We start from the raw sequence: 24344 nt of genomic DNA, 5'->3' as shown, positions 1-24344 counted from the left end.
CGGGATCGAGGTCTCCTTCCAGGAAGCGGCCCACGACGAAGCCGATGGCTCCCAGCGCCGCCACCAGGAGGAAGGCACCGAACCCGCCGAAGTACCCGGCGAAGCCCAGCGCCATTCCGGCGATCATGCCGATCACGGCCATGCTCATGGTGCGCTCCTCAGCAGGTCACTCAACAGGCACCGGCGGTTCACCGGTGCGGCGTCACTGGAGCCGGGACTCCGGTTCCTCGTCCTCTTCGTCCGGCAGCTTGACGTCGCTGACCGCGATGTTGACCTCGACGACCTCCAGGCCCGTCATCCGCTCGACGGCCGCGATGACGTTCTCCCGGACGTCGCGGGCGACGTCGGCGATGGACACGCCGTAGTCGACGACGATCTCCAGGTCGAGTGCGGTCTGCAGTTCACCGACCTCGGCCTTGACGCCACGGGTGACGGACTTGGCGCCGCTGCCCGGTACCCGGTCGCGTACGGCGCCGAAGGTCCGCGAGATCCCGCTGCCCATGGCGTGCACGCCGAGGACGTCACGGGCGGCGAGCCCGGCGATCTTCTCGACGACGCCGTCGGCGATGGTGGTGCGCCCCCGGGCGGCCGGGTCACCACCCCCGCGCTTGGTCACGCCGGTCTTCCTCGTCTGCTGCGGGTCCGTCTGTTCGACCTCGGGGCTCTCCGGGCGGTTCCGCTGCGTCATGTCGCTCATCGCCGTGCATCCCTTTCGGTAGGCCTCTTCGACCACACTAAGTCGGGTTGCCGCGTCGCGCGCCGGGGATGCGGCAGGCTGGAGCAATGACGGCGGACCGATGGACCCAGGCGGTACGGCACCAGATCGGCCTCGGCAGGCTGCTGCCGCTGGGCGGCGCTCACGACGGCGCGTGGATCACTGAAGCGGCGGCCACTTCCGTGCTGCGCCGCGCGGTGCGTCAAGTGCCGGGCGTACGTCTCGACGCGCTGCGCCTGTCTCTCACCGACCCGGACGACGCGTCCGAGCCCGCCGTGCCCGCGCCGCCGAGCGCGCTGCCACCGGGTCCCCTGCGGATCACCGCGGAGTTCGCGGCGCCGCTCACCCCGGACGAGCCCCTCCCCATGACCGCGTCCCGCCTGCGCGCGGCCCTCGCCTCGACGGCGACGGACCGCCTGGGTCTGTCGGTCACGGAGGTGGACCTACGGGTGACGGGTCTGCTGGAGGACGGCGCGGACCCCGCGCTGCCCGCCGAGCCCGACGACGCACGACCCGACGAACCGCACCCCGCTCCCGACACGGACGAGGCGCGCGTGAGCGCCGCGGCCCTCTCCGTCCCGGGCGTGACCGCCCTGAGCCGCAAGGCCCGCGTCGAAGAGCGCCACGCCGACACGGCCCTCCCCCGCCGTCACGTCCTCGTGGAGATCAGGGTCGGGACGGCCGGGCGCGCACTGGACGTGGCCCGGGCCGTCCGCGCGAAGGTCACGGAGGCGCTTCCCGATCACCCATCGGTGGCTGTCCTGGTGACCGCGGTGAGCCCGGGCTCCTAGGCGCTCGGGGCCAGGAACGTCATACGGCTCCGTAGCGGGCGCCCGGCCCCGCGCCTTCGCCCGCTCGGGACGGCCTCAGTCGCCCACCCCGGCGAGGTCCCGCAGTCGCCGCCCCTGGGCGCCGCGCTCGGCGGTCCGCTGCTCCTCGTACGTACGGCTCACCGCACCCTGCAGCAGGGTCTTCGTCTCGATGAGGGCGTCACGGGGCGCGGCGAGCAGCGCGGCGGTCAGTTCACCCACCGTGTCGTCGAGCTGGCCGGCCGGTACGGCGATGTTCGCGAGCCCGGTCCGCTGGGCCTCGTCGGCCAGCACGAACCGGCCCGTGGCGCAGATCTCCAGCGCCCGGGCGTAGCCGACGAGTCCCACCAGCGGATGCGTGCCCGTGAGGTCCGGGACGAGGCCGAGGCCGGTCTCGCGCATGGCGAACTGCACGTCGTCCGCGACGACGCGCAGGTCACACGCGAGCGCGAGCTGGAAGCCCGCCCCGATGGCGTGTCCCTGCACGGCGGCGATGGACACGATGTCGCTCCGCCGCCACCAGGTGAAACCCTCCTGGTATCCGGCGATGGCCTCGTCGAGCTCGGCGTCGGTTCCCCGCGCGAGATCGATGAAGGACGGCTCGCCCTCGAACCCCTCGGGCGTGAACGCCTGCCGGTCGAGCCCCGCGGAGAAGGACTTGCCTTCGGCGCGCAGCACGACGACACGGACGGTGCCCGGCAGCAGCCGGCCCGCCTCGGCCAGCGCCCGCCACAGAGCGGGGCTCTGCGCGTTGCGCTTGGCCGGGTTGGTCAGCGTCACCGTGGCGATCGCGTCGTCGACGGTGAGCCGTACGCCGTCCTTGTCGAGCAGCGGGTCGAACGAAGCCATGGGGCGCCTCCGATGGGTGCGGTCAGAGCGGGTGCCGTGGAAGCACACCCTTAAGTGACTGCACAGTAACCACCCGGGCGGTCGATCGACCGACCGGGTGGTCACCATCGGAGAACGAGGCGCCGCCCGGCGTCAGGCCGACGCGGCCTTCTTGCCCCGCGTCGCTCCGCCACGCCCACGCAGCGTGACGCCCGACTCACTGAGCATCCGGTGCACGAAGCCATACGAGCGGCCGGTCTCTTCGGCCAGCGCCCGGATACTCGCACCGGAGTCGTACTTCTTCTTCAGGTCTGCCGCGAGCTTGTCGCGCGCGGCGCCGGTTACCCGGCTGCCCTTCTTCAGAGTCTCGGCCACCCGTGCCTCCTCAAGGAAGTGCGCTCTGGACTTCTCATGATCACCCCTCAAGAGCTTCCTGGCCACCCATTCGGCAAGGTCGGTAGGACAAGCTTTGTGCCGCGGAAGCCCGTCACCACGAGCGGAATCATGGATTCCATCCGTCCTTGTCCGTACGGCCGAACGAGGTCGGCCGTGAATGTCCAGGTCAGCGACGCGCGACGGCCGGGCCCTCGGGAAGGAGGAGCCCGGCCGCGAAATCGATGTAGGACACACCTCGGTACGAGGAGATCTCACACAGATGATGGATCACGGATCGGCCGAATGATCCATACGAAGTGGATCAGTGATTCGATCAAGCACCCGGACGGCGCGTGGAACCGCACGGGGGCCGTACGGGGAACGCGCGTGGACCGGCCGCCGGTTCGGCCGCTCAGGCGAGGGCCACCAGATCCGCGTAGTCGGCGCCCCACAGGTCCTCGACGCCGTCGGGCAGCAGGATGATCCGCTCGGGCTGGAGCGCCTCGACGGCTCCCTCGTCGTGGGTGACGAGGACGACCGCGCCCTTGTAGGTGCGCAGGGCGCCGAGGATCTCCTCGCGGCTGGCCGGGTCGAGGTTGTTCGTCGGCTCGTCGAGGAGCAGGACGTTCGCCGACGAGACCACGAGGGTGGCGAGCGCGAGGCGGGTCTTCTCGCCGCCGGACAGGACACCGGCCGGCTTGTCGACGTCGTCGCCGGAGAAGAGGAACGAGCCGAGCGTCTTGCGGACCTCGACGAGGTCCAGGTCGGGGGCGGCCGAGCGCATGTTCTCCAGGACCGTGCGCTCGGGGTCGAGCGTCTCGTGCTCCTGCGCGTAGTAGCCGAGCTTGAGGCCGTGACCCTCGATGACCTCGCCCGTGTCGGGCTTCTCGGCGCCGCCGAGGAGGCGGAGCAGGGTCGTCTTGCCGGCGCCGTTCAGGCCGAGGATGACGACGCGGGAGCCCTTGTCGATGGCCAGGTCGACGTCGGTGAAGATCTCCAGCGAGCCGTACGACTTGGACAGGCCCTCGGCCATCAGCGGGGTCTTGCCGCACGGGGAGGGCTCGGGGAAGCGCAGCTTGGCGACCTTGTCGGACTTCCGCTCGGCCTCCAGACCGGCGAGGAGCTTGTCCGCGCGCTTGGCCATGTTCTGCGCGGCGACGGTCTTGGTGGCCTTGGCGCGCATCTTGTCGGCCTGCGAGTGGAGGGCGGAGGCCTTCTTCTCGGCGTTCTGCCGCTCGCGCTTGCGGCGCTTCTCGTCGGCCTCGCGCTGCTGCTGGTACAGCTTCCAGCCCATGTTGTAGACGTCGATCTGGGCGCGGTTGGCGTCCAGGTAGAACACCTTGTTGACGACCGTCTCGACCAGGTCGACGTCGTGGGAGATCACGATGAAGCCGCCGCGGTACGTCTTCAGGTAGTCGCGCAGCCAGACGATCGAGTCGGCGTCGAGGTGGTTCGTCGGCTCGTCGAGGAGCAGGGTGTCCGCGTCCGAGAAGAGGATGCGGGCCAGCTCGATACGTCGGCGCTGACCGCCGGAGAGCGTGTGGAGGGGCTGGCCGAGCACCCGGTCGGGCAGGTTGAGCGCGGCGGCGATGGTGGCGGCCTCGGCCTCGGCGGAGTACCCGCCCTTGGTGAGGAACTCGGTCTCCTGGCGCTCGTACTGCCGCATCGCCTTCTCGCGGGTGGCGCCGGAGCCGTTCGCGATGCGCTGTTCGTTCTCGCGCATCTTGCGGATCAGGGTGTCCAGGCCGCGCGCGGACAGGACGCGGTCGCGGGCCAGCATGTCGAGGTCGCCGGTGCGCGGGTCCTGGGGGAGGTAGCCGACCTCGCCGGAGCGGGTGACGGCGCCCGCGGCGGGGGTGCCCTCGCCGGCGAGGACCTTGGTGAGCGTGGTCTTGCCCGCTCCGTTGCGGCCGACCAGGCCGATGCGGTCGCCCTTGGTGATGCGGAAGGTGGCGGACTCGATGAGGACGCGGGCACCGGCACGTAGCTCGATACCGGAAGCGGAAATCACGGACAGACTCCTGGGCAGGGTTGGTGACGGGGCGGGCGGCTGTGGTCGTTCACGCCGTCTAGTGCGCGAGGAGAATGGCCATGGGCCAAGTCTAACGGGGCGATGCAACCACTTTTCCTGCGTGCGGGTGTTCGGGACTGTGACGCTCATTGCCCGGCAGGGCGTTGTCGGTGCCGGGTGCGAGACTGTGGGGCAGGTCACATTCAGGCGATGTTCCGGCAGCGGGCGGGACAGCGGGACCAGAGGGAGTGATCGGTATGGCAGGCACGGACGGCGGGCGCCCGAGCATCTATCCGACGTTGCTGTACGCGGACGCCAAGTCCGCGATCAAGCAGCTCACCGAGGCCCTGGGCTTCACCGAGGCCTCGGTGTACGAGGACGAGGACGGCAAGGTGGTGCACGCCGAGCTGGTGCAGGGCAACGGCGCGGTGATGCTGGGCTCCAAGGGCACGGGCAGCCGCTTCGACGAGGCCATGAAGAGCGCGGGGCCCACCGGGGTGTACGTCGTCGTGGACGACGTGGACGCACACCACCAGCGGGCCGTGGACCACGCGGCGGAGATCCTGATGCCCCCGACGGACCAGGACTACGGGTCGCGGGACTACATGGCCCGGGACATCGAGGGCAACATCTGGAGCTTCGGCACGTACGCCCCGGAGACCCGGGTCTGACGAACCGGCCCCTGCCCGGCCGCCCCGGAGCCGGGCCGTCAGTCGGCCGGCCAGCCAGACGAACCGGCTGACCGGTTGACCGGCTGACAGATCAGACGTTCGTCCGTCCAACCGTCCTGTCCGGCGGTCTAGTTGCCGCCGGTGTGGACCTGGAAGGCGGCACGGCGTACGGCCTTGGCGAGGGCCGGGTCGGGGTGTGCGGCGGCGAGCGCGACCAGGACCTGGACGGTGCGGGGGTGGCCGACCGCGCGTACCTCGTCGAGGAGCGCGGGGACGGTCGGCTGCACCGCGGACTCCAGGTGCCGTACGAGGAGCGGGGCCTCACCGTGGTCGGCGACGGCCGCGGCCGTGTCGACCCACAGCCAGGTGGCCTCCTCGCGGGTGAGCACCAGGTGGGCGTCCTCGGGGTCGTGCCCGTCGTGCTCGGCGAGCCACAGCAGGGCGTACGGGCGCAGGTAGCTCTCGTCCGCCACGGAGCGGACGTCCGGCTCGGCGGGGGCGCCGACCACGCGCAGCGCCTCGAAGGCCAGCCCGCGCAGGAGGGCGTCCTCGCCGCGCGCGGCGCCGAGCAGTTCGGTGACGGCGCTGCCGACGGGACGGGCGGCGAGCCAGGCCCGGTACTCGGCGCGGGCCGCGTTGGGCCGCAGCTGGGCGCAGCCGCGGAGCATGTCCTCGGCGCCCTGCTCGATGTTCCCGGCGGGGCTCTGGGCGGCCACGCAGATCTGCTCCAGCTTGACCCAGACCGCCCAGTTGCCGAGCGGGGTGAGCGTGGCCTGACCGTCGGCGCAGGTGAGGGCGCCGACGGCCGCGAGGGCGTGCAGGGCCCAGTCGAGCAGGGGCGCGAGGGGGGTGTCCTCGGCCGGGCTCTCCACGGGCTCGGGCTGCGGTCCGTAGGGGATCTCGCAGCGCTCGGTGCGCAGTTCGGTGACGCGCTGCTCCAGCAGGTCGAGGAGCTGCGGCACGGGGACGGGGCCGGCGGACAGCTGGAGGAAGGAGAGGACCTGCGGCATCGCCGAGACGACCTCGGCGACGGCGGCGGGTTCGCGTCCGTCGGGGCCGGGGTGGGCGAGCGACCAGGCGTCGAAGAAGGCGACCCAGCCGCGCAGTACGGCGCTGTCGTCGCGGTTCCAGGCGCGCAGCCGCCAGCCGGGGCGTGCGGTGCCCCCGTGCACCTCGACGAGGCCCGCAAGCCGGGCGATGTCCCAGTCCGCGCGGACCTGGTCCGGGGTCAGGGACAGGTCCGTGGCGGCCCGTTGGGCGGTGGCGTCGGAGAGCGTGCCCTTGCCCTCCGAACCTCCGTCGTCAGTACCACCGGAGGCGGTGCCGTCGCGGTGCCGGCCGGAGCTCAGGGTGGCGTCGGCCCAGCGGGCGACCCGGGCCGCGCCGGCGAGCACGGCGCGCGCCATACGGGCGAGTTCCGCCGGTGCCGGTGTGCCCTCCGGCGGGCGGGGCGCAGGTCGGCGGGCGGGCCGCTGGGTCATCGCTCGGGGGGCGGCGGCCAGGGTTCGCGGGCGGACGAGTCGGAGCCTGGAGTCGCGCGGGATACGGGACGTCACGGGGGCAGTCTTCCGGTTGACGGTCCGAAAACCCAAACGGAATGCCGCGCGGGGCCGTGGGGGCGGTCCGCGCACCGGTTCCGGCGGACGCCCCCGGGGTGTGTGCGACCTGCTGGTACACGGTTAAACGGAAGCTCCCGCGCCGGGGCGTGAGGCGGTTACATCAGAGGGGTGAGGAAGCGGCGGAGGGCCTCTTCGTAGCCGGCCGGGTCGGCGTTCCACATGGCTCCGTGCGGTGCGCCGTGGACCGTGTGCAGGGTGACGAGGTCGGGGCGGCGGGCCGCGAGACGGCGCGAGGGCCCCCAGGGGGCGACGGTGTCGTCGGGGCCGTGCAGGACGAGGGCAGGCACCTTGAGCCGTCCGGGGGCGGCGGCGTCCTCGACGCGGTCGCCGTGCAGGCCCGTGCGGCCCTGGGCGGCACGGACGGCCAGGGGCAGCAGGGCACCGGGGGTGCGGCGGGCCGTGGCGAGGGCGCGCAGCGTGGTCTCCCAGCTGAGGACGGGTGAGTCCAGCACGAGGCCGCGGATCCGGTCGCGGAGCGGGGAGTGCGTGGCGGCGCGCAGCGCCATGGTGGCGCCGGTGGACCAGCCGTACAGGACGACCCGTTCGGCGCCGTACCGCACGGCGAAGCGGATGGCCGCGTCCAGGTCGCGCCACTCCGTCTCGCCGAGGTGGCTGAGGCCGTCCCGGGGGCGGGGCGCGCCGAGGTCCCCGCGGTAGGCGAGGTCGAGGACGGGGAAGTGCTGGCGGTGCAGGAACTCCATGACGTTCATGGGGTGTTCGCGGGTGGCGCCGAGGCCGTGCACGGTGATCACCCAGGTGTCGCGGGCGGCCGGCACGAACCAGGCGGGCAGAGGGCCCAGTTCGCCGGGGACGTCCACGTCGGCGTGGTCGAGGCCGAGGGCTGCGCCCGGGTCGCCGATGTGCAGGCCGGGGGTGAACCAGACCTTGTCGCCGGGTTCCAGGGTGCCGTGGCTGACGCGCTCCAGGCGGCGTACCACCGTGTCGGCGGTGTGCGGGGCGCCGGTCATGAGCGGGCCGACGACCGCGTGGCTGCCGTCGCCGCTGAGACCGTAGACGCCGGGGCGCTGGGAGGCCAGGGCGCGGGTCAGGGCGATCCGGCCCGCGGCCGTGGCGTGCACGGTGAGCCGGGGTTCGGTGGGCAGCGGTCTGCCCGGCGGCGCCTTCAGGGCGGCGTCGCTGGCAAGGCGGCCGGCCGCGACGGCGGCCGCGCCGGCCATGGCCACGGTGACGGCGGTGGACAGGGCTGCGGTCGTCGGCTTCACGGTGCGCACGGGTCCAGTCTCCTGACGGAGCCCGCTGTCGGCCAGTGGACAGGGCGGCAGGGGTGAGCCCGGCACGCCGCGCGGGTACGCCCCGCTCGGCACCCCGCGCGGGCACGCCCCCCTGTCGCGCCGCCCCGGTCGGCGCCGCACGGCGGGAGGAGGACCCCGCCGCCGTGCCTGCGGACCGTGAGGGCCCGGTGCCGTACCTACGGACCCCTGCGGTGCCGTACCTACGGACCGCGGGGGCCCGGCGTTGTACCTGCGGAGCGCGAGGGCCCGGTGCCGTCTCTGCCCTGCCCGCGAGCCCGGCACCGCCCGGTGCAGCCGGGGGCAGCGGGGGGCCCGGTCCCCGGCAGCTCGGAACCCTCGAGGCCGGTACGGGGCCTGCGCAGCCGAGAGCCCTTCCACTCGGCGCTGTCCCGGCACCGCCTCGGCGTAGCGAGGACCGGAGGCCGGTGTCGCCCCTGCGCCCCCTCCGAACCGCCGCCGCGTCTGCGCAGCCGTCGGCCCGGCTTCCCGTCGCCGTCTCGGCGCTGGAGCCCGAGAGGCCCGTGCCGCCCCTTGCCGCCTGGCCCACTGGGTGTCGCCGATGGCCCGGCGCCGCTCCTGGGGAGCCGCGAGCCCCGCCCCTCGGCTGGGCCGAGGCGCGGTCCGGCACGGTCCTGCGCGGTCCGGCGCGGTCCACCGTGGTCCTGCCCGGTCCGCCGTGGTCCTGCGTGGCCCGGCGCGGCCGCTCAGGGCCGCGGCTGGCCGTACCCCTTCAGGCGTTCCCCCGCTTCCGCCACCTGGGCCTCGGTCAGCAGGGTGGGGGTGAGGCCGGGGACGGACGACGCGGTGAGCCACACGCGGCACATCCATTCGAGCTGCGCGGTGCGGTCGTAGGCCTGGGCGAGGGTGGCGCCGTGTGCGAGGGTGCCGTGGTTCTGGAGGAGGCAGGCGGTGCGGTCGCGCAGGGCCCCGAGCATGTTCTCGGCCAGCTTCTCCGTGCCGTAGGTCGCGTAGGGGGCCACACGGACGGGTCCGCCGAGGTCGGCGGCCATGTAGTGGACGAGGGGCAGCTCGCCGACGAGGGTCGACACGGCCGTCGCGTGCACGGCGTGGGTGTGGACGACGGCGCGTGCGTCGGTGGCCCGGTAGACGGCGAGGTGCATGGGCGTCTCGCTGGTCGGAACGAGCGGACCGAGCACCTGCCGGCCGTCGAGGGAGACCCCGCAGACGTCCTCGGGTGTCAGCCGGTCGTACGGGACCCCGGTCGGCGTGACCAGGACGGTGTCGCCCACCCGCACCGAGACGTTGCCCGACGTGCCGACGACCAGGCCCTCGGCCACCGTCCGGCGGGCCGTCGCCACGAGCTCGCCCCACGCGCGGGCCAGCTCCTCCCCCGCCCCGGGCGCGCCCGGCCCTTCCGCGCCCCGTCCGTCTCCCGTGTCCCGCCGCCGCTCGGCCATGCCGTGATCCTGCCAGCAGCCCGCCCAAAGTCCGTGCCGGCGAGGGCGCAGGCGGGCGGAATCGAGCAACAGAAGCACCGCGAACAGGAACGAACAGGTCGTCAAGTGTCCATGCCCGGCCGATGACTTGCTTTCCGTGATTTTCCAGTAACCTCTGGGAGATTTTTCGTGTGTGCTGCCATTCCGGGGGAAACATGGCTCGTGATCACCAACCGTCCCGTCACCGCGCCCGCCTCGTCGCGGCCTCCGTGGCGACGGTGGCACTCGGCGGTACGGCTCTCGCCGAGGTGCCGGCCTCGGCGGCCGACCGGCCGAGGGGACACGACGTGTCCTCGCACCAGAAGAACGTGAACTGGCCGGCGGCGAAGAGCAAGGGCGCCGCGTTCGTCTACGTGAAGGCGACCGAGTCCACCACGTACCGCAACCCGTACTTCGACGGGCAGTACAACGGCGCCCGCGAGGCGGGCATCGTCCGCGGTGCCTACCATTTCGCCCTGCCGCACCGGTCGTCGGGAACGGCCCAGGCCGCCTACTTCCTGCGCAACGGGGGCGACTGGCGGGCGGACGGCTGGACGCTGCCGCCCGCGCTGGACATCGAGTACAACCCGTACGGCGAGAACAAGTGCTACGGCCTGAGCAAGGCCAGAATGGTCGGCTGGATCAGGGCCTTCAGCGACGAGGTGAAGCGGCAGACAGGCCGCCGGCCGGTCGTCTACACCAACCGCGACTGGTGGAGGAGGTGCACGGGCGACAGCTCCGCCTTCGCCGACCATCCGCTGTGGCTGGCCCGCTACAGCACCTCCGCGGGGCCGCTGCCGGCGGGCTGGGAGTTCTGGACGTTCTGGCAGTACGACAACAGCGGCAGTCTGCCGGGTGACCAGAATCTCTTCAACGGGTCACAGTCCCAGCTGAAGAGGTTCGCGAGGGGGTAGCGGATGCCTCTGTTCCGCCTGTGTTCGAGGGTTTCCGCCGCCGGTCCGACACAAGCGGAACGGCGGCACCTCTATCGGGTCACCCCATCGCCCGACTCAGTTCATCTTCCGTTCATCCAGGTTGCCTACGTTCCCCATGCCACTGTCGTCCAACAGAAGCCTGGGTAAATGGAACACATCACGCTCCTCCTCGGAATCGTGATCGTCACCGCTCTCGTGTTCGATTTCACGAACGGTTTCCACGACACTGCCAACGCGATGGCGACGACCATCTCGACCGGCGCTCTCAAGCCCAAGACGGCGGTGGCCATGTCCGCCGTGCTGAACCTCGTCGGTGCGTTCCTCTCCGTGGAGGTCGCCAAGACGATCTCCGGGGGCATCATCAACGAGGAGGGCATCCGCACAGAGGTGATCTTCGCGGCGCTCGTCGGCGCCATCCTGTGGAATCTGCTGACCTGGCTCCTGGGTCTGCCCTCCAGCTCCTCCCACGCACTCTTCGGCGGCCTGATCGGCGCCGCGGTCATGTCGGCCGGCTGGTCGTCGGTGAACGGCTCGACCGTGATCAGCAAGGTCCTGATCCCCGCGGTGGCCGCGCCGCTGGTGGCCGGACTCGCCGCGATGCTCGCCACGCGCCTCACGTACCGGATCAGCAAGCAGGCCGGTGAGAAGGCGACCTCCAAGGGCTACCGCGCGGGTCAGATCACCTCCGCGGGCCTGGTCTCCCTGGCCCACGGCACGAACGACGCGCAGAAGACCATGGGCATCATCACCCTGGCCCTGGTCACCGGCGGTGCGATCGCGCCCGGGTCGAATCCCCCCATGTGGGTCATCGTCTCGGCCGGTATCGCCATCGCGCTCGGTACCTACCTGGGCGGCTGGCGCATCATCCGCACCATGGGCAAGGGCCTCACCGACCTCGCGCCGCCGCAGGGCTTCGCCGCCCAGACCAGCGCCGCGACGGTCATCCTGGCCTCCTCGCACCTCGGCTTCTCCCTCTCCACGACCCAGTCCTGCTCCGGCGCCGTGATGGGCTCGGGCCTCGGCCGCAAGGGCGGCGTCGTCCGCTGGTCGACCGCGACCCGGATGTTCGTCGCCTGGGGCCTCACGCTCCCCGCAGCCGGCCTGGTCGGCGCGGGCGCCGAGTTCCTCACCAAGCAGGGCACCTGGGGCATCGTCCTCACCGGCACGCTGCTGGTCGCCGGCTCGGCGGTCATCTGGATCCTGTCCCGCCGCCAGCCCGTCACCGTCGACAACGTCAACGACGTCGACGGCGAGCCCGCGGGCGTCGTGACCACCGCGATCGCCGCCGTCTCCCCGCCCCCCGTGGGCGTGGTCGCCGCGGCCGACGACCTGAAGACCACCATCCCGGGCCCGGACGCCGAGCCCGCCCGTCCGGCCACGGTGTAAGGAACGAACAGCATGAAAATCGACTGGGCAGCCCTCGGTTCCGTGTTCGGAGCCAGCCTCATCGTCACCGTCGCCCTCGTGGGCCTCTTCACCCTCGGCATCGTCGGCCTCTCCAAGAGGGAGTCGGCCTCCGCCCAGGGCAACTCCGCGACCCTCGCGGTCACCGGCGCGTACGCCTGCTTCGCGGCCTGCGCGGCAGCCGTGACGTACGGGATCTATCTGATCGTCGCCTGACCCCGCAGCACGTCCGTTCGGTACGGGACGGCCCCGTCGACCCCTTGGTCGGCGGGGCCGTCCCGCGTCCGCGTGTGGGGCTCAGCACACTCTCCCTTCGCAGGTCAACAGCAAGTTGACGGGTGTTCTCGGGCCGTGGTGGACTGCCGGAGCCATGTACGACGGCAGAAGAGGAAGCCGGTGCGAATCCGGCGCGGTCCCGCCACTGTTACCGGGGAATCCATCCCCCGGGAGCCAGGAACTCTCGCCGTCGGTCTCGTCGAACCAGGGCGTGGACACCCTGAGTGAGGACATATCGCCATGCGCGGCTGCCTGTTGTGGACCAGTGTGCCCAGTACGAGGTTTCCGTCTCGCGTAACGGCGGGCTGAACCGATGTGTGCCGACCGCGTCTTCGCGTACGGCGCCGCCGCCGGCCTCCTCGGTGACCTGTTGCTCGGCGATCCCCGCCGGGGGCATCCGGTCGCCGCGTTCGGCCGGGCCGCGGGCGCCGTGGAGCGCGTCCTGTGGCGTGACCACCGCGGGTGGGGTGCGCTGCACACCGCCGTGTGCGCGGGCGGCGCCGTGGCCCTCGCCGTGGCCGCCGACCGTTCCGTACGTACCTCTCGTACCGCCTCCGTCGCGCTGACCGCCGCCGCCACCTGGGCCGTCGTCGGGGGGACTTCACTCGGGCGTGAGGCCCGGGCCATCGGCGGGGCGCTCGACGCCGGGGACGTCGAAGTGGCCCGCGAGCGGCTGCCGCACCTGTGCGGGCGCGATCCGCAGGCGCTGGACGCCGACGGGATCGCCCGTGCCGTGGTCGAGTCGGTCGCCGAGAACACCTCCGACGCCGTGGTGGGCGCCCTGGTGTGGGGCGCCGTGGCCGGCGTGCCCGGTCTGGTCGGGTTCCGGGCCGTCAACACGCTGGACGCCATGGTCGGACACAGATCGGCCCGCCACCGCCGTTACGGGTGGGCCTCCGCGCGGCTCGACGACGTGGCGGGGTGGCCGGGAGCCCGGCTGACGGCCGTCCTCGCGACCGTCGCCGGAGGCGACCCGCGGGGAGCGGTCCGCGCCTGGCGGGCGGATGCCGGCCGGCATCCCAGTCCCAACGCCGGACCCGTCGAGGCCTCGTTCGCGGGGGCGTTGGGGGTGCGGCTCGGCGGAACGCTCTCGTACGGAGGGCGGGTCGAACACCGGCCCGTGCTCAACGGGCCGGGGCGGGCCGTACGGGTCGCGGACATCGAGCGGGCCGTCCGGCTCTCGCGACGCGTGAGTCTGCTCGCGCTGGGTGCGAGCGTCGCGGGGCGGCTGCTCGCCGGGGGGCTTCTCACGAAGGGGCGTACGACATGAGCGGGGGACTCCTCGTCGCCGGCACCACGTCCGACGCGGGCAAGAGCGTCGTGACCGCCGGGATCTGCCGGTGGCTGGTGCGGCAGGGTGTGAAGGTCGCACCGTTCAAGGCGCAGAACATGTCGCTGAACTCGTTCGTCACGCAGGAAGGCGCGGAGATCGGCCGGGCGCAGGCCATGCAGGCGCAGGCCGCCCGCGTGGAACCCACCGCGCTCATGAACCCCGTGCTGCTCAAGCCGGGCAGCGACCGCAGCAGCCAGGTCGTCCTCATGGGCAGACCGGTGGGCGAGATGAGTGCGCGCGGGTACCACGGCGGGCGCCAGGAGGCGTTGCTCGGGACCGTGCTGGACTGTCTGGCCGAGTTGCGGGGCACGTATGACGCGGTGATCTGTGAGGGGGCGGGCAGTCCCGCCGAGATCAACCTGCGGCGGACGGACATCGTGAACATGGGGATCGCACGCAACGCGCGCCTGCCCGTGCTCGTGGTGGGGGACATCGACCGCGGTGGTGTCTTCGCCTCCTTCTTCGGGACGGTGGCCCTGCTGTCGCGCGAGGACCAGGAGCTCGTCGCCGGGTTCCTCGTCAACAAGTTCCGCGGGGACGTCTCGCTGCTCGAACCCGGCCTCGACATGCTGCACGGGCTCACCGGGCGGCGCGCGTACGGCGTCCTGCCCTTCCGGCACGGGCTCGGCATCGACGAGGAGGACGGACTGAGGGTCTCCCTGCGGGGCTCGGTCCGTGAGTCCGAGGTCTCCTCCCCGGTCGGCGAGGACATCCTCCGGGTGGCCGTCTGCGCGATCCCCCTGATGTCCAACTTCACGGACCTGGACGCCCTCGCCGCCGAACCGGGCGTCGTCGTGCGGTTCGTGGACCGGGCCGAGGAACTGGTGGACGCCGACCTGGTCGTCGTGCCCGGCACCCGGGGCACGGTCAAGGCCCTGGAGTGGCTGCGGGAGCGCGGTCTCGCGGACGCCATCTCCGCCAGGGCCGCGCAGGGCCGTCCCGTCCTCGGTGTCTGCGGTGGCTTCCAGATCCTCGGCGAGCACATCGAGGACGAGGTCGAGTCGCGCGCCGGCCGGGTGGAGGGGCTCGGACTCCTCCCCGTACGCGTGCGGTTCGCGCGGGAGAAGACCCTCGCCCGTCCCGTCGGCGAGGCCCTCGGCGAACCCGTCGAGGGGTACGAGATCCATCACGGGGTCGCCGAAGTGACCGGTGGCGAACCCTTCTTGGACGGCTGCCGGGTCGGCGAGGTCTGGGGCACGCACTGGCACGGCTCGCTGGAGTCGGACGGTTTCCGCCGCGCCTTCCTGCGGGAGGTGGCCGCCGCCGCGGGGCGCCGCTTCGTACCGGCCGCCGACACGTCGTTCGCAAGGCTGCGCGAGGAGCAGCTGGACCGGCTCGGCGATCTGATCGAGGAACACGCGGACACGGACGCGCTGTGGCGGCTCATCGAGTCCGGCGCGCCTTCAGGACTGCCCTTCATTCCACCGGGAGCGCCCGCATGAGCACAGTGTTGTTGTTGTCGACCGCCGACACGGATCTGCTGGCGGCGCGTGCCTCCGGCGCCGCGTACCGGATCGGCAATCCGACCCGCGTGGACGTCGCGGAGGAGCTGCCCGCGCTGGCCCGGGGCGCGGACGTCGCCGTCGTACGGCTGCTGGGCGGCAAGCGCGCCTGGGAGGACGGGCTCGCCGCGCTGAAGGCGTCCGGCATTCCGACCGTGCTGCTCGGCGGCGAGAGCGTGCCCGACGCGGAGCTGATGGCCGAGTCGTCCGTGCCCGCGGGTGTCGTCGCGGAAGCGCTGCGCTACCTCGTCGAGGGCGGCCCGGACAACCTGGCCGAGCTGGCCCGCTTCCTCTCCGACACCGTGCTGCTGACGGGCGAGGGCTTCGAGGAGCCGCGGAAGATGCCCGAGTACGGAGTCCACGGCGGGCGCACGCACGTCGAGGGCCGTCCGACCGTGGGCGTGCTCTTCTACCGGGCCCACCACCTGAGCGGCAACACCGCCTTCGTGGACACACTGTGCGACGCGATCGAGGCCCGGGGCGCCAACGCCCTTGCCGTGTACTGCGGTTCGCTGCGCGGCGCCGACGCGGAGCTGTACGAGATCCTCGGCAGGGCCGACACGCTGATCGCCACGGTCCTCGCCGCCGGCGGCACGCACGCCTCGCAGGCGTCCGCGGGCGGTGACGAGGAGGCCTGGGACATCGGCGCGCTCGCCGACCTCGACGTCCCCGTCCTGCAAGGGCTCTGTCTGACCTCCTCCCGGGCGGTCTGGGAGGCGTCCGACGCGGCGCTGTCCCCCATGGACGCGGCGATGCAGGTCGCCATCCCGGAGTTCGACGGCCGCCTCATCACGGTCCCGTTCTCGTTCAAGGAGCAGGGCCCGGACGAGGTGCCCGTGTACGTCGCCGACCCCGAGCGGGCCGCGCGGGTCGCCGGAATCGCCGTGCGCCACGCCCGGTTGAAGCACAAGCCCAACGCGGACAAGAAGCTCGCGCTCGTCTTCACGGCCTATCCGACCAAGCACTCCCGGGTCGGCAACGCGGTCGGGCTCGACACCCCCGCCTCGGCGGTACGGGTCCTCGACGCGCTGCGGGACGCCGGTTACGCCCTGACCGAATACCCGGACAACGGCGACGAGTTGATCCACCGGCTCATCGCGGCCGGCGGCCACGACGTCGAGTGGCTGACCGAGGAGCAGCTGGCGTCCGCCCCCGCGCGCGTGCCGCTGGCCGACTACCGGGCCTGGTTCGACAAGCTCGACCCGGATCTGCGAAACGGGATGCTGGAGGCGTGGGGTGAGCCGCCGGGCAGCCTGTACGTGGACGGCGACGACATCGTGCTGGCGTCCCTGCAGTTCGGGAACGTCGTCGTGATGATCCAGCCGCCGCGCGGTTTCGGCGAGAACCCGATCGCGATCTACCACGACCCGGACATGCCGCCGTCGCACCACTACATGGCGGCCTACCGCTGGCTGGAGAACAGCTTCGGCGCGGACGCCGTCGTGCACATGGGCAAGCACGGCACGATGGAGTGGCTGCCGGGCAAGGGACTCGGGCTCGGCGCGGGCTGCGCGCCGGACGCCGTCCTCGGTGAACTCCCCCTCGTCTACCCGTTCATCGTCAACGACCCCGGCGAGGGCACCCAGGCCAAGCGCCGCGGGCACGCCACGGTCGTCGACCACCTCGTACCGCCGATGGCCCGCGCGGACACCTACGGCGACCTCGCGAAGCTGGAGCAGCTCCTCGACGAGTACGCGCTCGTGTCCGACCTGGACCCGGCGAAGGCACCGGCCGTGCGGGCCCAGATCTGGACGCTGGTCAAGGCGGCCGAGCTGCACCACGACCTGCATGTGGACGACCAGCCCGACGACGACGCCTTCGACGAGTTCGTCATGCACATCGACGGCTATCTGTGCGAGATCAAGGACGTGCAGATCAGGGACGGTCTGCACATTCTCGGCGGCGGCCCGGAGGCCGAGCCGCGCGTGAACCTCGTGCTGGCCGTGCTGCGGGCCTCGCAGGTGTGGGGCGGCGCGGCGAACGCGCTGCCGGGTCTGCGGGCCTGTCTCGCCGAGCACTTCGGGCTGGTCGAGAAGGAGTTGCTGGCCGAGCCCGGCGCGCCGCTGAAGGTGCCGGTCGAGCTGAGCGACCTGGTCCAGGGGCCGTCACGGACAGCGGCCGACGCCATCGACCTGCTTGAGCAGCTGTGCCGCCGGTTCGCGGAGGGCATGGAGGAGCGCGCCTGGGACGCCGGTACCGTCCCCGCCCTCGTGCGCGAGGTGCTGGGCGGTGAACTCCCGGACGCCGTCGCGGTGTTGGAGTTCGCGTGCCGTGAGGTCGTACCGCGGCTGGCCCGTACGACGGACGAGATCGACCACATCCTCAAGGCGCTGAACGGCGGTTACGTCCCGGCGGGCCCCTCGGGCTCACCGACCCGCGGACTGGTGAACGTCCTGCCGACCGGGCGCAACTTCTACTCGGTCGACCCCAAGGCCATTCCGTCCAGGTTGAGTTGGGAGGTGGGGCAGTCCCTCGCGGACTCGCTGGTGCAGCGGTACCTCCAGGACACCGGCGACTACCCGAAGTCCGTCGGCCTGACGGTCTGGGGCACCTCCGCGATGCGCACGCAGGGCGACGACATCGCGGAGATCCTGGCGCTGCTGGGCTGCCGGCCGGTGTGGGACGACGCGTCGCGGCGCGTCACCGGCTTCGAGGTCGTGGGCCTGGAGGAGCTGGGCCGGCCGCGCATCGACGTCACCGTCCGTATCTCCGGCTTCTTCCGTGACGCGTTCCCGCACGTGGTCGGGCTGATCGACGACGCGGTGCGGGCGGTGGCGGACCTGGACGAGCCCGCCGACCGCAACTACGTGCGCGCGCACGCCGACGAGGACACCGCCGAGCACGGCGACCGGCGGCGCGCGACAGCCCGTATCTTCGGCTCGAAGCCGGGCGCGTACGGGGCGGGACTCCTCCCGCTCATCGACGCGCGCAACTGGCGCTCCGACGCCGACCTCGCCGAGGTGTACGCGGTGTGGGGCGGCTACGCGTACGGCCGCGGGCTCGAAGGGCGGGCGGCGCGCGGGGACATGGAGACGGCGTTCCGGCGGATCGCCGTCGCGGCCAAGAACGTCGACACCCGCGAGCACGACCTCGTCGACGCCGACGACTACTTCCAGTACCACGGTGGCATGGTCGCCATGGTCAGGCATCTGACCGGCACCTCCCCCGAGGCGTACGTCGGTGACTCCGCCACTCCCGACCAGGTCAAGACCCGCACCCTCGGCGAGGAGACCCACCGGGTCTTCCGCGCCCGGGTGGTCAACCCGCGCTGGATGGCGGCGATGCGGCGGCACGGCTACAAGGGCGCCTTCGAGATGGCGGCCACCGTCGACTACCTCTTCGGGTACGACGCCACCGCCGGGGTCGTGGACGACTGGATGTACGAGAAGCTCAGCGCCGAGTACGTCTTCGACGCGGAGAACCGGGACTTCATGAAGAAGTCCAACCCGTGGGCCCTGCGCGGCATCACGGAGCGGCTCCTGGAGGCCGCCGAGCGCGGGCTGTGGGCCGAGCCCGACGCGGACACGCTGGAGAGGCTGCGGGCCACCTATCTGGAGCTCGAAGGCGACTTGGAGGGCGACGACCAGTGAGTACCCCGTTCCCGTTCACGGCCGTGGTCGGCCAGGACGACCTGCGGCTCGCGCTGCTGCTGAACGCCGTGTCGCCCGCGGTGGGCGGTGTGCTCGTCCGCGGCGAGAAGGGCACCGCCAAGTCCACGGCCGTGCGCGCCCTCTCGGCGCTCATGCCGCAGGTGGAGGTCGTGGCCGGCTGCCGCTTCTCCTGCGCGCCGGCCGCCCCCGATCCGGCGTGCCCGGACGGCCCCCACGAGGCGGGGCCGGGGGTGTCCCGGCCGGCCCGCATGGTCGAACTGCCCGTCGGCGCCTCCGAGGACCGGCTCGTCGGCGCCCTCGACATCGAACGGGCCCTCGCGGAGGGCGTGAAGGCCTTCGAGCCGGGGCTGCTGGCCGACGCCCACCGCGGACTCCTGTACGTGGACGAGGTCAACCTCCTCCACGACCACCTGGTCGACCTGCTGCTGGACGCGGCCGCGATGGGTGCCTCGTACGTGGAGCGCGAGGGCGTCTCCGTACGGCATGCGGCTCGGTTCCTGCTCGTCGGGACCATGAACCCCGAAGAGGGTGAGCTGCGGCCGCAGTTGCTCGACCGGTTCGGGCTGACCGTCGAGGTCGCGGCCTCGCGTGAGCCCGACCAGCGGGTGGAGGTGGTGCGGCGGCGGCTCGCGTACGACGACGACCCGGACGGGTTCGCGACGCGCTGGGCCGACGAGGAGTCCGCCGTGCGGGCCCGGATCGTGGCCGCGCGGGAGCTGCTGCCGTCGGTGCGGCTCGGCGACGGCGCGCTCCGGCAGATCGCGGCGACCTGCGCCGCGTTCGAGGTGGACGGCATGCGGGCCGACATCGTGATGGCCAGGACCGCGACCGCGCTGGCCGCGTGGTCCGGACGCACCGACGTACTGGCAGAGGACGTACGGCAGGCCGCGCTCCTCGCGCTGCCGCACCGCCGCAGGCGCAACCCCTTCGACGCGCCGGGCCTCGACGAGGACAGGCTCGACGAGACCCTGGAGGAGTTCGGCGGCGGGGACGACGCGGGGGGCTCCGACGCCACCGGCGGCCCTGACGGCTCCCAGGACTCCGACGGTTCCGACGGCTCCGACGAGGACGACCCGGATCCGGACGGGCCCGGTGGCGGGCGGCCCCCGCAGGACGGGCCCGACGACGGCAACGACGGTGACGGCGGCGAGAGTTCCGGCGAGGTGCCCGCGCAGGGCACGCCCTCCGAGAACGAGAACGGGCAGGCCCCGTCGCCCGGCGCGGGTGAGCAGTCCCCCGTACGGGCCGCCGAGCCCTTCCGCACGAAGGTGCTGAGCGTGCCCGGTCTCGGCGAGGGGGCCGCCGGCCGGCGGTCCCGGGCCCGGACCGAGCACGGCCGCACCACCGGGGCGCGCCGGCCGCGCGGGGCGCTCACCAAGCTGCACCTGGCGGCGACCGTGCAGGCCGCGGCCCCGCACCAGCGGGCGCGCGGCCGGTCCGGGCCCGGTCTCGTCGTACGGCGGGACGACCTGCGGCAGGCCACGCGGGAGGGCCGCGAGGGGAACCTCGTGCTGTTCGTCGTGGACGCGTCCGGGTCGATGGCGGCCAGGCAGCGGATGAGCGCCGTGAAGGGCGCGGTGCTGTCGCTGCTCCTCGACGCCTACCAGCGGCGGGACAAGGTGGGGCTCGTGACCTTCCGGGGGTCCGCCGCCGAGGTGGCGCTGCCGCCCACCTCTTCGGTCGACGCGGCCGCGGTGCGCCTGGAGTCGCTGCCCACCGGTGGCCGTACGCCGGTCGCCGCCGGGCTGCTGCGGGCACACGACGTCCTGCGGGTGGAGCGGCTGCGGGATCCGGCGCGCCGGGCGCTCGTGGTCGTGGTGACCGACGGGCGGGCCACCGGCGGGCCGGAGCCTGTCGCCCTGGCCGGTCGGGCCGCCCGGCTGTTCGCCGCCGACGGGGTCGCGTCCGTCGTCGTCGACTGCGAGTCGGGGCCCGTGCGGCTCGGGCTCGCGGGGCTGCTGGCGGGTGAGCTCGGCGGTACGGCGGTGACGCTGGACGAGTTGCGGGCCGACTCGATCGCCGGTCTGGTCAGGGACGTTCAGGGCAACAGCAGGAGGGCCGCGTAATGCCGCAGGGACAGCCGAGTGTCGTGCCGGACGATGGTCTGACAACCCGTCAGCGACGGAACCGGCCGCTCGTCGTCGTGCACACCGGGATCGGCAAGGGCAAGTCCACCGCCGCCTTCGGGCTCGCCCTGCGCGCCTGGAACCAGGGGTGGCCGATCGGGGTGTTCCAGTTCGTCAAGTCCGCGAAGTGGAAGGTCGGCGAGGAGAACGCCCTGCGTGTCCTCGGCGCCAGCGGTGAGGGCGGGTCCGTCGACTGGCACAAGATGGGCGAAGGGTGGTCGTGGGTGCAGCGCGACTCCCAGATGGACAACGAGGAGAAGGCCCGCGAGGGCTGGGAGCAGGTCAAGAGGGACCTCGCCGCCGAGACGTACAAGCTGTACGTGCTCGACGAGTTCGCCTATCCCATGCACTGGGGCTGGGTCGACGTCGACGAGGTCGTGGCGGTGCTGCGGGACCGGCCGGGCACCCAGCACGTCGTCATCACCGGGCGCAACGCTCCCGAGAAGCTCGTCGAGGTCGCCGACCTCGTGACCGACATGTCGAAGGTCAAGCACCCGATGGACGCCGGGCAGAAGGGGCAGAGGGGCATCGAGTGGTGATGTCCCGCGTCCCCCGGCTGGTCGTCGCCGCGCCCTCCTCGGGCAGCGGCAAGACCACCGTCGCCACCGGGCTGATGGCCGCGTTCGCCGCGCGGGGGCTCGCCGTGTCCCCGCACAAGGTGGGGCCGGACTACATCGATCCCGGCTATCACGCGCTCGCCACCGGGCGCCCGGGACGCAATCTCGACGCCTACCTGTGCGGGGCGGAGTTGATCGCGCCGCTGTTCGCGCACGGCGCACGCGGGTGTGATCTCGCCGTGGTCGAGGGCGTGATGGGGCTGTTCGACGGGGCCGCGGGGGAAGGGGAGCTGGCCTCCACCGCGCACGTGGCCAAGCTGCTGCGGGCACCCGTGGTGCTGGTCGTGGACGCCTCCTCGCAGTCGCGGTCCGTGGCCGCGCTGGTGCATGGTTTCGCATCGTGGGATCCCGAGGTGCGGATCGGCGGAGTGATCCTCAACAAGGTGGCGTCCGCTCGGCACGAGGAGTTGCTGCGGGAGGCTCTGGACCAGTCCGGGGTGCCCGTACTGGGAGTGCTGCGGCGGGCTCCGCAGGTGGACACGCCTTCTCGGCACCTCGGGCTGGTGCCTGTCGCCGAGCGGCGGGCGGGGGCGGTCGCGGCGGTCGACGCCATGGCCTCGCAGGTGCGGGACGGGTGCGATCTGGATGCGCTGTTCGCGCTGGCGCGTGGCGCCGGGTCGCTGTCCGGTGACACGTGGGACGCGGCCGAGGCCGTGGCCGGGCCGAGGGAACACGCGCCCGTCGTCGCTGTCGCCGGCGGGCCGGCCTTCACCTTCTCCTATGCCGAGCATGCCGAACTGCTCACCGCCGCCGGAGCCGAGGTCGTCACCTTCGATCCACTCCGGGACGAGCACCTTCCGGACAGGACAAGGGCGTTGGTCATCGGGGGCGGGTTCCCCGAGGTGTACGCGCCGGAGTTGTCCGCCAACGAGCCGCTGCGCAAGGCCGTGGCCGCGCTCGCCGAGGGCGGGGCACCGGTCGCCGCCGAGTGCGCGGGGCTGCTCTACCTCTCCCGTGAGCTCGACGGCCTGCCGATGTGCGGTGTCGTCGACGCCGTGGCACGGATGGACGAGCGGCTCACGCTCGGATACCGGGACGCCGTGGCGGTCTCCGACAGCGTCCTGGCACAGGCGGGCAGCCGGATGCGAGGACACGAGTTCCACCGGACCGTCATGGACCCGGGGGCCGGGCCGGCTCCCGCCTGGGGGCTGCGCACCCCCGTACGGCGGGTCGAGGGTTTCGTACAGCAGGGTGTGCACGCGAGTTATCTGCACACGCATTGGGCGTCCGCTCCCGGTGTCGCCCGCCGGTTCGTCGAGAGGTGTGTCGCGTCATGAGCAACAGCAGGCTGATCGGGGTCGGGGTCGGACCCGGGGATCCCGAGCTCGTGACCGTCAAGGGGGTCGGCCGCCTCCGGGCGGCGGACGTCGTCGTCGTGCCCGTCATGGCCGCGCCCGACGGCAGGGACGGCGGTGAGCCCGGGCGGGCCGAGTCCACCGTGCTGCACTACGTGGGCCAGGAGAAGGTCGTACGTGTCGTCTTCGCGCTCAACGAGCGGTCCGACCGGGGCCGCCGCGAGGCCGCGTGGGACGCCGCCGGCGAGCGGGTGGCCGAACTGCTGCGGGCGCACGGCACCGTGGCCTTCGCCACGATCGGTGATCCGAACGTGTACTCGACGTTCACCTACCTCGCGCAGACCGTCTCCCGGCTCGTGCCGGGGACCCTCGTCGAGACCGTGCCCGGCATCACCGCCATGCAGGACCTCGCCGCCCGGTCCGGGGCGGTACTGACCGAGGGGACCGAACCGCTGACTCTCGTGCCCGTCACCGCCGGGGCCGCCGTGCTCAAGGACGCGCTGAACGGGCCCGGGACCGTCGTCGCCTACAAGTTCGGGCGGCTCGCCCAGGAGGTGGCCGCGGCGCTGCGGGAGACCGGCCGGGCCGAGGACGCCGTGTGGGGGTCCGCGCTGGGACTGCCCGAGGAGTCGATCAGGAGCGCGGCGGAACTGGACGGTGCCCCGCTGCCGTACCTCTCCACGCTCATCGCGCCCGCCCGGCGCCACGGCGGACGCGGCGGCAAGCTGTGAGATCCGTCAAGGGGCCGCACGGACGCGCCTCACTCCGCGATGCCCACGACCAGCCAGATGAACCCCACTCCGGCGAGCGTGCACAGCAGTGTGGAGCGGGCCGGGTGTTCGTGGTGGGCCTCGGGGAGGATCTCGGCGGCCGCGAGGTAGAGGAGCGCACCGCCGAAGAACCCGAGATATCCGCCGAGCAGGTGCTCGGGGATGGTGAAGAACAGCGTCGAGGCGGCGCCTGCCACGGGGGCCGCCGCGTCCGCGAAGAGCATCGCGACCGCCTTGCGGCGGGCGTTCCCGTACAGCGTCGTGATCGTGTACGTGTTGAAGCCGTCCGCGAAGTCGTGGGCGATCACCGCGACCGCCACGGCTGCTCCCATGCCGCCGCCGACCTGGAAGGCCGCGCCGATCGCCACCCCGTCCATGGCGCTGTGGCCGACCATCGCGGCGGCGGCCGTCAGGCCCACCTGGGGCGTGCGGCCGTCGTGCTCCCCGGCGCCGTGCGCGGCCTGGCGTACGGCGAGGAGCCGTTCCACCATGTGGGCCAGCAGGAAGCCGGCCACGAACAGCAGCAGCGCGGCCGGTACACCGAAGATCTCCTCGCCGGCCGCGTCGAGTGCCTCCGGCAGCAGGTCCAGGCCGACGACACCCAGCATCAGGCCGCCGGCCAGGCCGAGTACGAGGTGGCGGCGGTCGGTGACGCGTTGCGCCGTCCAGCCGCCTGCCAGCGTCATGAGGAACGCGCCGAGCGCGACGAACACCGCCATAAGCCCTTGCTATCCGATCAAACCGTCTTCACGCACGTC

The 24344-nt window shown here is 72.7% G+C and carries 20 protein-coding genes and 1 riboswitch; of the genes, 12 read left to right on the top strand and 8 right to left on the bottom strand.

Going from position 1 to position 24344, the window contains the following annotated elements:
- Window positions 1–202: 202 nt before the first annotated feature.
- Window positions 203–697: an Asp23/Gls24 family envelope stress response protein gene (locus KUF83_RS10475; protein ID WP_217454340.1), complete on the bottom strand. Its 495-nt coding sequence runs from the start codon at window positions 695–697 to the stop codon at window positions 203–205.
- 86 nt (window positions 698–783) lie between these two features.
- On the opposite strand from KUF83_RS10475, the gene KUF83_RS10470 reads away from it, so the two are divergent.
- Window positions 784–1506, top strand: coding sequence for a nucleopolyhedrovirus P10 family protein (locus KUF83_RS10470; protein ID WP_217454339.1), 723 nt, complete (start codon window positions 784–786; stop codon window positions 1504–1506).
- 75 nt (window positions 1507–1581) lie between these two features.
- Here the strand turns inward: KUF83_RS10470 and KUF83_RS10465 are convergent, their stop codons facing one another.
- From KUF83_RS10465 to KUF83_RS10455, 3 genes are all read right to left on the bottom strand, one after another.
- On the bottom strand, window positions 1582–2373 hold the full coding sequence (locus KUF83_RS10465) for an enoyl-CoA hydratase/isomerase family protein (protein WP_217454338.1): 792 nt from the start codon (window positions 2371–2373) through the stop codon (window positions 1582–1584).
- A 132-nt stretch (window positions 2374–2505) separates the two neighbouring features.
- The gene (locus tag KUF83_RS10460) at window positions 2506–2727 is read right to left on the bottom strand and encodes a helix-turn-helix domain-containing protein (RefSeq protein WP_006123601.1); all 222 of its coding nucleotides are present in this window, start codon (window positions 2725–2727) and stop codon (window positions 2506–2508) included.
- Between the two features lie 412 nt (window positions 2728–3139).
- Window positions 3140–4738, bottom strand: coding sequence for an ABC-F family ATP-binding cassette domain-containing protein (locus KUF83_RS10455; protein WP_217454337.1), 1599 nt, complete (start codon window positions 4736–4738; stop codon window positions 3140–3142).
- Between the two features lie 257 nt (window positions 4739–4995).
- Between KUF83_RS10455 and KUF83_RS10450 the strand changes: the two genes are divergently transcribed.
- Window positions 4996–5409 (top strand): VOC family protein, encoded by a 414-nt coding sequence (locus KUF83_RS10450; RefSeq protein WP_217454336.1) that lies wholly within the window; start codon window positions 4996–4998, stop codon window positions 5407–5409.
- 128 nt (window positions 5410–5537) lie between these two features.
- On the opposite strand, the gene KUF83_RS10445 is transcribed toward KUF83_RS10450, so the two are convergent.
- The 3 genes from KUF83_RS10445 to KUF83_RS10435 form a co-directional block, all read right to left on the bottom strand.
- Window positions 5538–6965 carry a hypothetical protein gene (locus KUF83_RS10445; RefSeq protein ID WP_217454335.1) on the bottom strand — a complete coding sequence of 476 codons (1428 nt, stop codon included), beginning with the start codon at window positions 6963–6965 and terminating at the stop codon, window positions 5538–5540.
- A gap of 158 nt (window positions 6966–7123) precedes the next feature.
- Window positions 7124–8260, bottom strand: a complete 1137-nt coding sequence (locus KUF83_RS10440) for an alpha/beta fold hydrolase (RefSeq protein WP_217454334.1) — start codon at window positions 8258–8260, stop codon at window positions 7124–7126.
- Between the two features lie 725 nt (window positions 8261–8985).
- Window positions 8986–9699, bottom strand: a complete 714-nt coding sequence (locus KUF83_RS10435; RefSeq protein ID WP_217454333.1) for a class II aldolase/adducin family protein — start codon at window positions 9697–9699, stop codon at window positions 8986–8988.
- A 194-nt stretch (window positions 9700–9893) separates the two neighbouring features.
- On the opposite strand from KUF83_RS10435, the gene KUF83_RS10430 reads away from it, so the two are divergent.
- The 10 genes from KUF83_RS10430 to cobI all read left to right on the top strand — a co-directional run bounded on the left by KUF83_RS10430 (window position 9894) and on the right by cobI (window position 23547).
- Window positions 9894–10631: a lysozyme gene (locus tag KUF83_RS10430; RefSeq protein ID WP_217454332.1), complete on the top strand. Its 738-nt coding sequence runs from the start codon at window positions 9894–9896 to the stop codon at window positions 10629–10631.
- A 168-nt stretch (window positions 10632–10799) separates the two neighbouring features.
- Window positions 10800–12038, top strand: coding sequence for an inorganic phosphate transporter (locus KUF83_RS10425; RefSeq protein WP_217454331.1), 1239 nt, complete (start codon window positions 10800–10802; stop codon window positions 12036–12038).
- Window positions 12039–12050: 12 nt separating this feature from the next.
- Complete coding sequence (locus tag KUF83_RS10420) at window positions 12051–12272, top strand: hypothetical protein (protein ID WP_217454330.1); 222 nt, start codon at window positions 12051–12053, stop codon at window positions 12270–12272.
- A gap of 121 nt (window positions 12273–12393) precedes the next feature.
- Window positions 12394–12537: riboswitch (cobalamin riboswitch) on the top strand.
- 108 nt (window positions 12538–12645) lie between these two features.
- A complete protein-coding gene (locus tag KUF83_RS10415; RefSeq protein ID WP_217454329.1) occupies window positions 12646–13602 on the top strand; it encodes a cobalamin biosynthesis protein in 957 nt (318 codons plus the stop codon).
- Window positions 13599–15107 (top strand): cobyric acid synthase, encoded by a 1509-nt coding sequence (locus KUF83_RS10410; protein ID WP_217454328.1) that lies wholly within the window; start codon window positions 13599–13601, stop codon window positions 15105–15107. The genes KUF83_RS10415 and KUF83_RS10410 overlap by 4 nt, the downstream gene beginning before the upstream one ends.
- Window positions 15104–18757, top strand: a complete 3654-nt coding sequence (gene cobN / locus KUF83_RS10405; protein ID WP_217454327.1) for a cobaltochelatase subunit CobN — start codon at window positions 15104–15106, stop codon at window positions 18755–18757. Before KUF83_RS10410 ends, cobN begins: the two co-directional genes overlap by 4 nt.
- Window positions 18754–20844, top strand: coding sequence for a putative cobaltochelatase (locus KUF83_RS10400; RefSeq protein WP_217454326.1), 2091 nt, complete (start codon window positions 18754–18756; stop codon window positions 20842–20844). Before cobN ends, KUF83_RS10400 begins: the two co-directional genes overlap by 4 nt.
- Window positions 20844–21443, top strand: a complete 600-nt coding sequence (gene cobO, locus KUF83_RS10395; RefSeq protein WP_217454325.1) for a cob(I)yrinic acid a,c-diamide adenosyltransferase — start codon at window positions 20844–20846, stop codon at window positions 21441–21443. The genes KUF83_RS10400 and cobO overlap by 1 nt, the downstream gene beginning before the upstream one ends.
- Window positions 21443–22798, top strand: coding sequence for a cobyrinate a,c-diamide synthase (locus KUF83_RS10390; RefSeq protein WP_217454324.1), 1356 nt, complete (start codon window positions 21443–21445; stop codon window positions 22796–22798). The genes cobO and KUF83_RS10390 overlap by 1 nt, the downstream gene beginning before the upstream one ends.
- Window positions 22795–23547, top strand: coding sequence for a precorrin-2 C(20)-methyltransferase (cobI, locus tag KUF83_RS10385; protein ID WP_217454323.1), 753 nt, complete (start codon window positions 22795–22797; stop codon window positions 23545–23547). Before KUF83_RS10390 ends, cobI begins: the two co-directional genes overlap by 4 nt.
- Window positions 23548–23576: 29 nt before the next feature.
- On the opposite strand, the gene KUF83_RS10380 is transcribed toward cobI, so the two are convergent.
- Window positions 23577–24305: a ZIP family metal transporter gene (locus KUF83_RS10380; RefSeq protein WP_217454322.1), complete on the bottom strand. Its 729-nt coding sequence runs from the start codon at window positions 24303–24305 to the stop codon at window positions 23577–23579.
- Between the last annotated feature and the right edge of the window lie 39 nt (window positions 24306–24344).

This window comes from Streptomyces sp. BV286 (assembly GCF_019090165.1).
In the GTDB taxonomy this organism is placed as follows: domain Bacteria; phylum Actinomycetota; class Actinomycetes; order Streptomycetales; family Streptomycetaceae; genus Streptomyces.
This window is presented reverse-complemented; position numbering and strand designations above follow the sequence as displayed.

Excerpts from the sequence above, each read along its gene's own strand:
- KUF83_RS10390 (WP_217454324.1), top strand. The coding sequence starts at position 21,443 with ATGTCCCGCGTCCCCCGGCTGGTCGTCGCCGCGCCCTCCTCGGGCAGC.
- KUF83_RS10465 (WP_217454338.1), bottom strand. The coding sequence starts at position 2,373 with ATGGCTTCGTTCGACCCGCTGCTCGACAAGGACGGCGTACGGCTCACC.
- KUF83_RS10475 (WP_217454340.1), bottom strand. The coding sequence starts at position 697 with ATGAGCGACATGACGCAGCGGAACCGCCCGGAGAGCCCCGAGGTCGAA.
- cobN (WP_217454327.1), top strand. The coding sequence starts at position 15,104 with ATGAGCACAGTGTTGTTGTTGTCGACCGCCGACACGGATCTGCTGGCG.
- KUF83_RS10435 (WP_217454333.1), bottom strand. The coding sequence starts at position 9,699 with ATGGCCGAGCGGCGGCGGGACACGGGAGACGGACGGGGCGCGGAAGGG.
- KUF83_RS10430 (WP_217454332.1), top strand. The coding sequence starts at position 9,894 with ATGGCTCGTGATCACCAACCGTCCCGTCACCGCGCCCGCCTCGTCGCG.
- cobI (WP_217454323.1), top strand. The coding sequence starts at position 22,795 with ATGAGCAACAGCAGGCTGATCGGGGTCGGGGTCGGACCCGGGGATCCC.
- KUF83_RS10450 (WP_217454336.1), top strand. The coding sequence starts at position 4,996 with ATGGCAGGCACGGACGGCGGGCGCCCGAGCATCTATCCGACGTTGCTG.
- KUF83_RS10410 (WP_217454328.1), top strand. The coding sequence starts at position 13,599 with ATGAGCGGGGGACTCCTCGTCGCCGGCACCACGTCCGACGCGGGCAAG.
- KUF83_RS10470 (WP_217454339.1), top strand. The coding sequence starts at position 784 with ATGACGGCGGACCGATGGACCCAGGCGGTACGGCACCAGATCGGCCTC.
- KUF83_RS10415 (WP_217454329.1), top strand. The coding sequence starts at position 12,646 with ATGTGTGCCGACCGCGTCTTCGCGTACGGCGCCGCCGCCGGCCTCCTC.
- KUF83_RS10425 (WP_217454331.1), top strand. The coding sequence starts at position 10,800 with ATGGAACACATCACGCTCCTCCTCGGAATCGTGATCGTCACCGCTCTC.
- KUF83_RS10420 (WP_217454330.1), top strand. The coding sequence starts at position 12,051 with ATGAAAATCGACTGGGCAGCCCTCGGTTCCGTGTTCGGAGCCAGCCTC.
- KUF83_RS10380 (WP_217454322.1), bottom strand. The coding sequence starts at position 24,305 with ATGGCGGTGTTCGTCGCGCTCGGCGCGTTCCTCATGACGCTGGCAGGC.
- cobO (WP_217454325.1), top strand. The coding sequence starts at position 20,844 with ATGCCGCAGGGACAGCCGAGTGTCGTGCCGGACGATGGTCTGACAACC.